Below are 12987 nucleotides of genomic sequence, written 5' to 3'. Positions count from 1 at the left end.
TACCCCGCTCATAGGGGCTGTAACGAAGGGGGCGTTGGTCCCTCGGCATGGCTCTGATGAGGCACCGAGGGCCAGGAGAGAAGGGGCCCGGTCGTGAGCAACCTGAACGAAGGTGCCGGCCCCGTGCCGTAAGACGATCGGCTGGAGTCAGATTCGGGATGCCCCCATGGCTGGGATTGAACATGCCCAGGGTTTGGTGGTGGAGATGCCGTGACAGGCAGGAGGATGGGTGGGTGCAGTCCTGGGCCTGGGATCTGACTCAGGTGTTGTTTGACCGAGGTGCCTCGGTGTCACAGTGTCGACTGCTGCCCGGGGACGGTGCGTTGTCGGTGCCGGGCTGGCAGGGCGTGTCCCGATAGGGGCCTGCCGTTCGTTCTGGCGTCCTCACGTTTCTGACCGCCCACGCGGTCCGGTGCCGGCAACGCGATGCGCCGTCGGACCGGGAGGGGTGTGTCCATTTTCGACCTGTCCAGTACGCCGCCTGCTGCGCAGACCCGTCGTCGTCTCCCTGCAGGAGCGGTAGTGCTGGGAATGGATATGCCATCGGACCAGGTAGTCGGAAGCCGTGAGGCGCCCGGAGAGTTCTTCCACCTGGTCAAACAGCTATAGTCAGGACCCCGCTCATAGGGGCTGTGTGACAGCGCATGTGATTTGAGGGGCTCCGTTTGATGGTGCCGACGGGGGCCTGTGTGTTCGGCGAACGGGCAAGGGGGGACCCGGCGCGCGACTGTCCAGGAGTAGTGTGCTCGCCCCTTCTGGTGGCGGCCGGGCGTACCCGTGCTGGCTGCCGCATGCCCCGCCTCCTTCTGCTTCAAGTGACGCGAGGCACAGGGGCGCCACGCGAGGGCTGGAAGATCGAGCCGGACAACCTAGCCGAGGTCTCTCCCCCCTGTGATTACGGAGAACCTCAAGCGGTTCGGCGAGTACTTCACCCACGAACTCGGCATTTTGCCCGCGGCCTTGGTCCGTCCGTGTCTCGACAGGAGTAGCTGCGCGGTGGTGAGTGCACCTGTAGGCAACGGGCCGACACGCCTTCAACCGGGTGATTAGTCAGTCCTTGCTCATAGCCACTCGTTCTGACGGGCAACCCTGATGTGATCAGCATCTTGCCCAGGAGGAACGTTGAGAAGAACTATCGCCGCCGCCGCGGCTCTCGCCGCACTCGGCTTTGTCGCCGTCCCGTCCACCGCGGACTCGCGAGAGTCCTGGAACACCCATGAGAAGTGTGTGCAGAAGGACTGGGACGGTCGTCGCATCCCCACGCGTACAGGCAACTCGGAGCTGGGTTGGATCCACTTCTCCAGGCCGCACAACATCACGTCGTGCAGGCTCATCAATGCCGCCCTCGACGGCAAACCTGACAAGAAGACCGACCAGCAGCGCAACCTCGAGTATTGGGGATCGGCCCTCCATAGTGGGCGCCAGGTCGACTTCGTGGTCAAAGTGCGCTATGCCAGGAAGACCGACGACGGCCGCTACACCGCCCCCGGCACGAAGGGGAAGATCGGCGTGATCACCGCCTACTGCAGAGGGGTGCAGAAGTGCCCGTCATGGGTCAACCGCTAGTGACCGTCTCCCCGGACGTGCTGTTCCGTACGCAGTGCGCCGTCGCGGATGCGCTGTGGCACTACACCACCACCCCGGTCGCCAAGCCATACTACGTGCGCGGGTGCATCCCAGACCTGGACGAGCCTCGGGTGACCGTTGCGCTGTGGACCGGTCCCGCGGCGCGCGAGAAGAAGAACCTCTTCCTGTCCATCCCGCTGGTGTCCGACGGTGTGCCCCTCTCGGCGACGCACGTCACCTTGGGGCTGCTGCGGCTGGGCCGGGGAACCCATATGTTCGGCTTCACCGGCCACCGGTTCGACGGCAAGCGCGTCCTTAACGGCAGCGCGCTGGTCAAGGGTGTCGCGGCGGCTTCACCACCTGGACAGAGCGGTGAACGGCAGGGGCCCAGAGGCTTCTACTTCGACCGGCCCGGACGGTTGACGAAGTACTGAGCAGAGCCGACCCAGAGCCCGCGTTCGCCGTGCGGCGCTGCTCTGTTGTGCTTGCCACGCGAAGGACCGTCGTGTTGAGGCCGACGCCCGCAGGGGATCGCTGGACGCTGTCGTACAACGTGAACAGTTTCGACATAGATGGACGTCGGAAGGTGCACTATTCCGCGACACAAGCATCTACAAGCCGCGGTTCTTGTCATTCCGGCCGAACCTGTCAGTCACTCCTGGATTCACGCCCCGCGGCTGCTCGCACCGGTGGGTATCGGCCCGGACAGTGCCGTCACGCTCCTGATCATCATGGGGGGCAATCCCGAGCGCTTGCACACCGAGGCGTCGTTCGCTGCCCTGTGCGAGGTCAGCCCCGTCGAGTGCTCCTCGGGCCGCCGGAGCTCGCGTCGGCTCAACCACGGCGGCGACCGGAAGGCGAACGCCGCCCTGCACCGCATCGTGTTCACTAGGCTGCGCCACGACCGCGCACGCAGGCGTACTGCGAACGCCGCACCCGGGAGGGCAAAACCCGTCGTGAGATCATCAGGTGCCTCAAGCGATATGCCGCCCGCGAGGTATCCAACCTGGTCAAAACGGTATCCAGCGACCCCCTGTCGGCCAGGTGCTGGCAGGGGGCCTCAGCGTTCGCCACCGGCGAGGTCTGATTGCACCGGTGCGGTGTTTGTGGGCACCTTGAGCGTCTGTTGCGGACGGCATGGCCAGGCGGGTTGGCGTCCGGGGCGCTCGTAGCTGTGGGCGGGTTGCGCTGGCCGTCGCGCATTGGACCAAGATGTCGACCTCTGCGGCGCATAACGATCGGCCGGTGTCAGATCGGAGCTGCCCTGAGAACCGGGACTGAGCATGCTCTCTGTTCTCGGGTCGGGCGCTGCGAGGGGCGGGAGGATTAGTGGGTGCTGTCCCGGGTCTGGGTCTGACTCCTGACTTTTCTGACCGAAGCGTCCCGGTGTCACGCTGTCGGCCGTTGTCCGGGGATGGTGCGTTGTCGGTGCTGGGCTGGCGGGGTGTGTCCCGATAGGGGCCTGCGATGGTTGTGGCGTCCTCACGATTCTGACCGTCCTACGCGGCCTGGCACCGGCAACACGACGCGCCGTCGGATTGGAAGGGGAGCGGGCATGTCCACTGCGACCGTGCCCAGTACGTCGTCTGTGCCGCAGACTCGCCGTCGCCGTCCTGCGGGGGAGGTGGTGCTGGGAGTGGATACGCACCGGGATGCCCACATGGCTGTGGCGCTCTCCGCGACCGGGACAGTGTTGGCCACCGACGAGTTCCCGGCCACTGCTGCCGGTTACCGGGATCTGCTGAAGTGGGCCCGGAAGTTGGGTGTGGTCAGGCGGGCCGGGGTGTAGGGGACCGGCTCCTTCGGAGCGTCCCTGTCGCGCTATTTGCTGGCGCAGGGTGTCGCCGTGTTGGACGTGAACCGGATGGACCGGGCGGATCGCCGTCGGCGCGGTAAGTCGGATCCGCTCGATACCCAGAACGCGGCGCGAGCCGTGCTGAGCGGGCGGGCGCGAGCCCGGGCCAAGGCGGGCGACGGGCCGGTGCAGATCGCCAGGATGTACAAGCTCACGAAGGTGTCGGCCGTCAAGGCCCGCACTCAGGCCATCAATCAGCTCAAGTCCGTCCGCATCACTGCTGATCCAGCCTTGCGGGAAGAGCTGGCTGGACTGGGTAATGCCGAACTCTTCCGTACCTGTGCGGGCTTCGCCGAAGTGAGCAGTTACGAGTGGGCCGGCGAGGAGTCGGTGCTGCAGGCCACTCGGATCACCTTGGGGTTGTTGGCTCACCGGATCGGCCAGATCTCCGAGCAGATCAGGGAAGTGGACACTCGTCTGGCTCGGCTCCTCGAGGGTCATGCCCCGCAGCTGCTGGAGGTGGTGGGGATCGGTCCGGACACGGCGGTTGCTCTGCTGATCGCGGTAGGGGACAACCCGGAACGGCTTCGCAGCGAGGCGTCGTTCGCCGCCTTGTGCGGGGTCAGTCCCGTCGAGCGCTCCTCGGGGCGCAGTCAGTTCCGCCGCCTCAACCGCGGCGGCGACCGGCAGGCCAATGCAGCGCTCCACCGCATCGTGTTCACCCGTCTGCGGGTCGACCCACGCACCCAGAACTATTTCGAGCGCCGGATCAAGGAGGGCAAGACCCGGCGCGAGATCATCCGATGCCTCAAACGCTATGCCACCCGAGAGGTCTTCCACCTCATCGGACAGCCACAGTCAGGAACCCGCTCATCGGGAGATGTGTGTTGAATTTCGTGACATGAAGAACCTCCGCCGGTGAGCTCCGGCGGGGGTTCGTGTGTGGCGGGCTGCGAGGGCGCGCAGGGTCAGGTGTGGGCACTGCTGCACTCCGGCTCGCCGCTCTCGAGCACCAGGGGCAAGGACGTGTTGATGACCCGCGTGCTACGAAGTACCGGCCGCTGCTGAACCTTCTTGTCCTCGCGCGGGGTGTCGTTGGCGGGGGGCGGCACCGCGGGACCTGTCCGACCACCAGCCCTGGTGGTGTGATGCTCCGGATAACCGGCGCCAGGCCCGGGCGTGCTCGCCCTGGCCAGTCCGTCTTAGAAGTTCGATTTTTTTCACTGAGAAGCTGCTTCTCCGAAGGAGTAGGCAGAAATCAGGGGCCCCGGCCAGGGCGAGATCAAATGGTACCGGCATCGCTCTCCTTGGCCAGCGCCCACACGTAGTACCACTTGTCCTCGCGGAGATGGCGGGTGTTATTTTCTGCGGCAGAGTGGATGATGGACCACACCCCGCCCGATGCGCCAACAGTGGCGATGGCCGCCTGCAGAGCTGGCCCGTATACGGCCACGAGGATCGCGCCAACGGATCCGATCAGGGCACCGCTAGCGGAGACAGCCCCCTTCCTCCGTGCCTTCTGCATTTCAAATCGCATAGAACGCACTTGGTCTTTGATGTCCATACCGAGCCTTAGGAGTTCACGCTCCGACTGGACGGCATTCAGCGAATCATCGATCGCCAGCAGACTGCTTTGAAGAAAACCCCGGAAAGCGACATACGAATCGAACTCATCGGCTGTGATTTTGCTGAAGGTTCTCAGGTCGACGCCCTCGATGAACGGAAGATCTATTTGCAGGATGGGGCGAACCACTTGACTTTTGATCGGCTCGGCTCCCGAAGCGTCCACAGCCCGTCCGTTCCGGATCAGATAGTCGACGGCGTGAATCCTGCCGAAGTATCCGGTGTTAAATGTGAGCGACTGCGTCCAATAGTTCGGAAGATACCAAACGAGGCCCATCTTAAGCATTCTTTCAGCGCCCAGGATCCATTCGCCAAGTCGTTCGAGGCTGGGGCAGTGGATTCCGTACTTAATTGACTCTCGGCTGGCCGCGCCGTACATCTTATTGGGGATACCAGAAAAGGTGTACTCGCCCAGGCGATGGCCAACTTCATGGTTCTCGTGAGTGAGCAGCAATGTGTCGGACACCAGCGCTGCGCGCATAGTGAGAGCAGCGAGCCCAATACTTTCAGTGGAAAGTCCTACATGGAATCGTGAGCGCGAAATGCGCTTCGCGGTGACCAGCTTCATTGCCGCCCCCGTGTCAGTCCCTTTGATGAGGCCATTTGAATAGTGCATCGCCACAGCTCTACTGCTTAGTTGTTTCCCGTCGATTCCCCTAGAAATGGTTTGCATGCGGTTTGCGATCGCGCGGCTCTGGACTGGTTGCTTGCGCCTCAACATGCAATCCATTCTGCGGCAAGCCGCACGTCGTGGTGGTAGCTATGGAGGAATTCGCCGGTGTTGCCATGGGTCGCCAAGCATGGCCTGGCGAACGTCCCGGCCCTTGAGCCTGCAGTCCTGCAGGTCTTCCCGTTCTTGAGTCGGGCCAAGGCGCGCTCGGCACCCGCTCTGCCAGCGGCAATCGCAACGGACGGCCCCGCTGACATCGACACTGCGACGACGCGCCAGCGCCACCAGCTGTTCGAACTGCGACGGGCTCAACGCGGAGGTGCAGACCTGCGGCCACCAATCAGGCAGGGGGCATCTTCATGGCCGGGCAACGGCTGTACAGGGACGGGGCCTTCGGCATGCTGTGAACACCGCGCGGACCGGAAAGCTGCCGTAATTAAGAACTAATAGGAAATTGCTGAAATACTTATTGAGTTGCGTAATGATCCTGTCGTTTCTATGTCGCGTTCGCGGTACGCGTTGCGTGCGCCATCCGGTGCCTATTCTGCTCTAGCCTGATTACGTGCCCTGTGGGGGGCGGCATCCTCTACGCCGGAAAGCGGAGTTCAATGCTCAAGCAGCTCGATGCGTGGCTGGAATCTCCTGAGAAGGGCCCGTTCAAATCTGTTGCGGAAGTCTTCAAGGGCGTGGCCCAGGTTGACTTCATGCCGAGCGTCCTGTGCGGCGTCTTCTTCGTGGCCGCGCTCTTCGCCGCCGGCTGGGAGTACGGTCTCTACGGTCTGCTCGGCACTGCCGTGTCCACTGCCACGGCGTATCTGCTGGGCGCGGACAAGGGGCGGATCAAGGCAGGACTGGAAGGCTTCAACGGCACTCTGGTGGCGACCGGTTACGCCGCATTTCTCGGGGCCGACCACCCCTCCACGGTGCTGCTTTCGATCGGCGGATGTATCACGGTGGTCGTGGTGACTTCGGCTCTCGCGAACATTCTGGCTACCTGGAACCTCCCGACGTTCACCATCCCGTTCTGCATCATGGCGAGCGCGATGACGATCGCCGCGCCCAGCTTCGAGCGCGTCTGGCACCAAGGGCCCGGGCTCTCCGCGCTGTCCGAGGCCAGCAGCGACGCCACCCATCTGAGCTGGCACGACCTTTGGCACGCCTTCTTCGCCAATGTCAGTCAGATCTTCTTCATGCCGCAGTGGTACGTCGGCCTGCTCTTCCTCATCGGCATCTTCGTGGCCAGTTGGTTCGCGGGCGTGATGGCCTGTGTCGGGAGCGGTGTCGCCATCTTCACGGCCTGGGCGCTGGGTTCACCGGCTGCGGGGGTGGAGCAGGGACTGATGGGCTACAACGCCGTCCTGGTCGCCATGGCGCTGTGCGGTGTCTTCGTCAAGGTCAGCGGCTGGAGCTTCGCGTACGCCGTGATCGGCGCTGCCGCGGCCACCGGGCTGACCGCGGCGATGACCAACTTCTTCGATCCCTTTGGCGGGCACACCTTCACCTGGCCGTTCGTGCTGACCGCAGTGGCCTTCGTTGCCGCCGTGCCCGCTCTGGACCGCCTCCAGCGAACCTGACCGCCGAATGGCGCCCGCCGGACCCCGCCAGTGGTCCGTGAGTAATCGAAAGCGAGTAATGCGATGAATCTTGCGCCGCGAGAGATCGACAAGCTGTACGTCTATATTGTGGCCGACCTGGCCAGAAAGCGTCGGGAGCGCGGCCTCAAACTGAATTACAGCGAGGCTGTCGCGCTCATCAGCGAGGCCATCCTCGAGGGTGCCCGTGACTCCAAGACGGTCGCGGAGTGCATGGAGTTGGGGAAGACCATTGTCGGCTCCGATGATGTGATGGACGGTGTCCGGGACATGGCCTCGCTGATCCAGATCGAGGCGACCTTCCCGGACGGCACCAAACTGGTCTCCTGTCATGACCCCGTGGGCGCCTGAGTGATGGCGAGCGCCGTGGCCGCTGCGGTGCAGGCCGGCGCCGCCACGGTCGTGCACACCGGCGGCCATGAGTGCGGACCGGACATGCCCGGCTTCCACGTCGTGCGCGGCGGACGCCGCACCATGGCGGCCGTCAGCGAGGCGCTCGTGTCATCGGATGCGCCGGTGTGTGTGGTTCCGATGACGCTCGGCCGCGATCCGCGGCTGGTCGCCGACACTGCCCGCGCCCTGCGCTGGCTGGCTGCGGACGAGGCCAAGGGCCGGTTGGTGCTCGCCGAACCATTCGGGACCAAGGACCACTTGATCTCCTGGCTGCGCACCGCGGTACAAAAAGCCGCGTCCTGGCCTGGACACACGGCGGACTCCGCGATCCTGATCACGGCGACCGCGGCCGGCCCCTTCGAGGATGCGGAACTTTTCCGCATCGCCCGTCTCGTCCGGCAGTACGGGCAGCACCGGCTGGTCGAGGTGGCCTTCACGGGGGGTGATCCGGACCTGGAAGAGGGTGTGGAGCGCTGCCTCCGGCTCGGTGCCGACCGGGTCACGATGGTCCCGGCGGGTTTCGGGGCCTCGGGGGCCCGGCGCGACTGCCAGGCCGTGGACGGAGGGCCGCTGCTCAGCCCGTCCGCTATCAGCGGCGTCCTGCAGGCGCGCACGCGCGAAGCCCTGCATCGGCTCGCGCATGGGCACGACGGCATCCACGGGGGCCTCGATGCCGAGCACGGTCACGGTTACGCGCACTCCCATCCGCACGACACGACCACTGGTCACACGCACATCACCCCCCACGCGCACCACCATTGAGAAGGGAGGCCACCTATGTCGGGTGGCGTCACATACCAATACGGCGACGGAGAGATCGAGCTCAACGCCGGCCGGGCCAAGGCCACGGTCACCGTGGCCAACACCGGCGACCGGGCGATCCAGGTCGGCTCGCACTATCACTTCTTCGAGGCCAACCGGGCGCTCGATTTCGACCGCAACGAAGCGTTCGGGATGCATCTGGACATTCCCGCGGGCACCTCGGTGCGCTTCGAGCCGGGCGCCACGCGTGACGTCGACCTGACCGCGTTCGCCGGACATCGGCGGCTGATCGGCTTCAGCAACCTCACCGGTGGAGGCGTCCACGCCGGAGACACCCGAACCAAAGCCATGGCCCGTGCGGTGCAGCACGGCTTCAAGGGCGCACGCACGGAAGGCGAGAACAGCTGATGGCCACTTTGCCGCGTAAGCAGTACACCGACCTGTTCGGACCCACGGTCGGTGATCGCTTCACCCTGGCCGACACCAATCTGGTCGTCGAGGTGACCAAGGACTACAACGAAGGCCACTACGGCGACGAGGTCGTCTACGGCGGCGGCAAGACCTTCCGCGACGGCATGGCCCAGGACCCGCAGGCCACCGGCGCGCAGGGGGCCCTGGACACGGTCATCACCAATGTCGTGGTGCTCGACCCGATCCTGGGCGTCGTCAAGGGGGACATCGGCATCAAGGACGGCAGGATCGCGGGCATCGGGAAGTCCGGCAACCCGCACACCCAGTCCGGCGTCGATTCACGACTGGTCATCGGCCCCGGCACGGAGGTCATCGCCGGCGAGCACCAGATCGCCACCGCGGGCGGCATCGACAGTCACATCCACTTCATTTCGCCGCAGCAGGCGCTGCCCGCGCTGTCCAACGGCATCACCACCATGATCGGCGGCGGTACCGGCCCGGCGGACGGCACCAACGGTGTCACCAGCACACCGGGTGCGTGGAACCTGGCCCGGATGTTCCAGGCCGTCGAGGACCTGCCGGTCAACACCGGTCTGCTGGGCAAGGGCAACGGCTCGCTGCCCGGTGCGTTGGTGGAGCAGGTCGAGGCCGGGGCGTGCGGCCTGAAGGTGCACGAGGACTACGGCGCCACCCCGGCCGCCCTGGACTGCGCCTTGACGGTGGCCGACGACTACGACGTCCAGGTCGCGGTGCACACCGACACGCTGAACGAGGGCGGCTACTTCGAGGACACCCGCTCCGCGATCGACGGCCGTACCATTCACACCTTCCACAGCGAGGGCGCGGGCGGCGGGCACGCACCCGACATCATGCGCGTCACCGGCGAATCCAACGTCCTGCCTTCCTCCACCAACCCGACGCTGCCGTACACGATCAACTCGATCGACGAGCTGCTCGACATGGTGATGGTCTGTCACCACCTCAGCCACGACATCCCCGAGGACGTCTCCTTCGCCGACTCCCGGGTGCGCGCCGAGACCATCGCCGCCGAAACCGTGCTGCACGACGAAGGCGTCATCTCGATCTTTTCCTCCGACTCGCAGGCCATGGGCCGCATCGGTGAATCCTTCTTGCGCGCCTTCCAGACCGCGCACCACTGCAAGGACCAGCGCGGCAAGCTCGACGGCGACACCGAGCGCAACGACAACTTCCGGGTGCTTCGCTACCTGGCCAAGATGACCATCAACCCGGCGATCGCGACGGGCACCGCCGAACACATCGGCTCCCTGGAAACCGGGAAGATCGCCGACATCGCACTGTGGCCGATCAGTTCCTTCGCCGCCAAGCCTCGCCTCGTGATCAAGGGCGGCCTGATCAACTGGGCTCAGATGGGCGACCCGAACGCCTCGCTGCCCACGCCGCAGCCGGTCTACTACCGGCCGATGTTCGGTGCGCACGGCAAAGCCAAGCAGGCCACCCGAGTGACGTTCATGTCGCAGGCGGGCATCGATGCTGGCATCCCCCAGAAGCTGGGCTTGGACTCGCTGGTGCTTCCGGTCAAGCACTGTCGTTCGGTGGGTAAACAGCACATGGTGCGCAACGACCGGACCCCGAAGGTCGAGGTCGACCCGGAGACGTACAAGGTCAAGCTCGACGGCGAGGTCGCCACCATCGAGCCGGCGCAGTCGCTCCCGCTCAGCCAGCTCTTCTATCTGGCATGAGTGCGGAAGAATCCGTGTCCCAGGGCGGCCTGGACGCCCTGTTGATCAGCCTCCAGCTGACCGACTCAGCCTTCCCCAGCGGGTTCTACACCCTCTCGCACGGACTGGAGGGCTATGCCCAGGCCAAGGCCATCACCCCGGACACGGTCGAGGTGCTCCTGGCCGACTTGCTGCGCCACTCGGTCGGCCCGGCCGACGCCACCGCACTCGCGCTGGCCCACCGGGCCGCCCGGGCGGGTGACTTCGCGCGCGTGAGCGAGACCGATCGCCGGCTGTACGCGACCAAGCTCAACCGCGAGCTGCGACTTGCGGTCACCCGCACCGGTCGGCAACTCCTCGACATCGCGCGGGAGTCGGTGGGCGGCATCGCGTTGGACCGCTACGCCAAACTGGTCACCGCCAAACATGCCCCCGGCTGTCAGGCGGTGGTGGCGGGCGTCACCTATGCGGCGGCCGGGGCACCGGTCGAACAAGCCGTGGCAAGCGACCTGTTCGCGTTCTGCGCGAGCTTCGTCGGCGCCGCCCTTCGGCTGCGCCTCACCGACCACCGCAGGGCCCAGGTGGTACTGCGATCGATCGCCCCGGTGATCACCGAGGTCACAGCTGGCGCAGTGCTGCGCGACCTGGCCGACCTCGGCGGCTGCGTACCCATGGCCGACGTGATGTCTGGCCGCCATGAGCGGGCTGAGGCCCGGCTGTTCGCTTCCTGATGCCCGGCCTTGATGTCCGACGAATCGATGAGAGGGACGAAAACCCATGAGGGACAACGTGTTGCGGGTAGGCATCGGCGGTCCGGTCGGCTCCGGCAAGACCGCGCTGATCGAAGCGCTGGTGCCGGTGCTGATCAAGCGCGGTCACCGCCCCGCGGTGATCACCAACGACATCTACACCCAGGAGGACGCCCAGCATGTCCGTCGGGCACTGGAAGGCATGCTCGAACCCGAGCGCGTGGTCGGCGTCGAGACCGGAGCCTGCCCGCACACCGCGGTACGTGACGATCCGACCATGAACCTGGCCGCCGGTGCCGAACTCCTGGAGAGCTTCCCCGACGTCGACACCCTGCTCTACGAGTCGGGCGGCGACAACCTCACCCTCACCTTCAGCCCGGTCCTCGTCGACCTGTTCCTGTTCGTGCTCGACACGGCCGAGGGAGAGAAGATGCCCCGCAAGCGCGGCCCTGGCATCACCGAATGCGACCTCCTGGTCATCAACAAGATCGACATCGCGCAGTACGTGCGCTGCGATCTCGGTGTCATGGAGTCGGACGCCCACCGGGTACGAGAGGGCCGTCCGGTGGCTTTGACGAACTGCCTCACCGGCCAGGGCTTGGACCAGGTGACCGACCTGCTGGAGTCCTACCGCAAGGTTGCGGTGTGACCTCCGCCGTTACCAGGCCCGCTCGCCGCGGCAGACGGCCCGCACCCGCGGCGCCCGACGCAACGCAGGCGGCAGCGCGGGAGACCGCCGTCCGGCCGGCCCCTGGCCTCACCTCGCCGGTCGCCGACCGGCTGGCGCCCGCACACTACGAGCCCGAGCGCATCCCCTACGAGGTCAGAAGGCACGCAGGGACTCCGGACACGCTCGGCGTGGGCCGCCCCGGCAAAGTGGGCCTCCTCGAGCTGTCCTTCGAGCAGCGCGGCGCGCGCACCGAACTCGTGCGTCACTACCAGAAGTCACCCCTGCAGATCATGCGGCCGCTCTACTACGATCCGGCCCGCCCCGACCTGCCCATCACCCAGCTGATGGCCACGGGCGGCGGCATCCTGCAGGGCGACCGGCTCCGGACGGACCTGCACTGCGGTCCCGATACGGCGCTGCACCTCACCTCTCAGTCGGCCACGAAGCTCTACCGGATGGAGTGCGACTACGCCACCCAGCTCGTCAACCTCCATCTGGGGGACAGGAGCTATGTCGAGTACTTGCCCGAGCCCGTCATCCCTTTCGCCGGTTCCCGGTTCTACCAGCGCACCATGATCACCGCCGCTCCCTCGGCGACGGTGCTCGCCGGAGAGGTGCTCTACGCGGGCCGGCTCGCCTACGGTGAGCGTCACGCCTATGAGATCTTCGCCTCCGACCTCGAACTTCGGCGCCCCGGCGGGGATCTGGTGCTCGTCGACCCGATGCGGCTGGAGCCAGGCGGGAGCGGTGTGCGCGGCCCCGCCGTGCTCCAGGAACACGACGTCGTCGGCACCTTTTACGCGATCACTTCGCTCGCGCCGGCCGCACAGGTCGCCGACACCCTGCACGCCGCGCTCGCCTCGACGGGCATCAGCTGCGGGGTCAGCACCTTGCCCCAGGAATGCGGTGCATGGGCACGGTTCCTGACCGACGACCCGCAGGCCGCGACAGCCGCCGCCCGAAGCGCGTGGGATGCCGTACGCAAACTGCTGATCGGCGTCCCCGCACCCCTGATGCGCAAGTCCTGACGCCCCTCGCTCCGGCCGCGGGCCGGGG

Annotated in this window: 13 protein-coding genes; 12 read left to right on the top strand and 1 reads right to left on the bottom strand. The window is 65.9% G+C overall.

The genetic code is table 11. The features are described 5' to 3' along the window. The first annotated feature begins 1122 nt into the window (after positions 1-1122). The 4 genes from ACFUPX_RS19850 (at position 1123) to ACFUPX_RS19835 (ending at position 4252) form a co-directional block, all read left to right on the top strand. On the top strand, positions 1123-1566 hold the full coding sequence (locus ACFUPX_RS19850; RefSeq protein ID WP_383323779.1) for a hypothetical protein: 444 nt from the start codon (positions 1123-1125) through the stop codon (positions 1564-1566). Beyond that, positions 1551-2000, top strand: coding sequence for a hypothetical protein (locus ACFUPX_RS19845; protein WP_383323776.1), 450 nt, complete (start codon positions 1551-1553; stop codon positions 1998-2000). Before ACFUPX_RS19850 ends, ACFUPX_RS19845 begins: the two co-directional genes overlap by 16 nt. A 138-nt stretch (positions 2001-2138) precedes the next feature. Further along, positions 2139-2738 carry a transposase gene (locus ACFUPX_RS19840; RefSeq protein ID WP_383323773.1) on the top strand — a complete coding sequence of 200 codons (600 nt, stop codon included), beginning with the start codon at positions 2139-2141 and terminating at the stop codon, positions 2736-2738. A gap of 674 nt (positions 2739-3412) precedes the next feature. Beyond that, positions 3413-4252 (top strand): transposase, encoded by an 840-nt coding sequence (locus tag ACFUPX_RS19835; RefSeq protein WP_383323770.1) that lies wholly within the window; start codon positions 3413-3415, stop codon positions 4250-4252. Positions 4253-4643: 391 nt separating this feature from the next. Here ACFUPX_RS19835 and ACFUPX_RS19830 read toward each other — a convergent pair whose 3' ends face one another. Next, positions 4644-5705: a hypothetical protein gene (locus ACFUPX_RS19830; RefSeq protein WP_383323767.1), complete on the bottom strand. Its 1062-nt coding sequence runs from the start codon at positions 5703-5705 to the stop codon at positions 4644-4646. Positions 5706-6262: 557 nt separating this feature from the next. Here ACFUPX_RS19830 and ACFUPX_RS19825 point away from each other — a divergent pair. The 8 genes from ACFUPX_RS19825 to ACFUPX_RS19790 all read left to right on the top strand — a co-directional run bounded on the left by ACFUPX_RS19825 (position 6263) and on the right by ACFUPX_RS19790 (position 12959). Further along, positions 6263-7228, top strand: a complete 966-nt coding sequence (locus ACFUPX_RS19825) for an urea transporter (protein WP_383323764.1) — start codon at positions 6263-6265, stop codon at positions 7226-7228. A gap of 63 nt (positions 7229-7291) precedes the next feature. After that, on the top strand, positions 7292-7597 hold the full coding sequence (locus tag ACFUPX_RS19820) for an urease subunit gamma (protein ID WP_383323761.1): 306 nt from the start codon (positions 7292-7294) through the stop codon (positions 7595-7597). A 3-nt stretch (positions 7598-7600) separates the two neighbouring features. After that, the gene (locus ACFUPX_RS19815) at positions 7601-8401 is read left to right on the top strand and encodes a sirohydrochlorin chelatase (RefSeq protein WP_383323758.1); all 801 of its coding nucleotides are present in this window, start codon (positions 7601-7603) and stop codon (positions 8399-8401) included. A gap of 15 nt (positions 8402-8416) precedes the next feature. Next, positions 8417-8809, top strand: a complete 393-nt coding sequence (locus tag ACFUPX_RS19810; RefSeq protein WP_383323755.1) for an urease subunit beta — start codon at positions 8417-8419, stop codon at positions 8807-8809. Beyond that, a complete protein-coding gene (gene ureC, locus ACFUPX_RS19805; RefSeq protein WP_383323752.1) occupies positions 8809-10533 on the top strand; it encodes an urease subunit alpha in 1725 nt (574 codons plus the stop codon). Before ACFUPX_RS19810 ends, ureC begins: the two co-directional genes overlap by 1 nt. Next, positions 10530-11243, top strand: coding sequence for an urease accessory protein UreF (locus tag ACFUPX_RS19800; protein ID WP_383323749.1), 714 nt, complete (start codon positions 10530-10532; stop codon positions 11241-11243). The genes ureC and ACFUPX_RS19800 overlap by 4 nt, the downstream gene beginning before the upstream one ends. A gap of 46 nt (positions 11244-11289) precedes the next feature. Further along, a complete protein-coding gene (gene ureG, locus ACFUPX_RS19795; protein WP_383323747.1) occupies positions 11290-11910 on the top strand; it encodes an urease accessory protein UreG in 621 nt (206 codons plus the stop codon). 131 nt (positions 11911-12041) lie between these two features. Then, a complete protein-coding gene (locus ACFUPX_RS19790; RefSeq protein ID WP_383323959.1) occupies positions 12042-12959 on the top strand; it encodes an urease accessory protein UreD in 918 nt (305 codons plus the stop codon). Positions 12960-12987: the final 28 nt, after the last annotated feature.

It is taken from the genome of Streptomyces sp. NPDC057302 (assembly GCF_042667685.1).
GTDB lineage: Bacteria > Actinomycetota > Actinomycetes > Streptomycetales > Streptomycetaceae > Streptomyces.
Note: the sequence above shows the minus strand (reverse complement) of the source record. Positions and strands in the feature narration are given on the sequence as shown.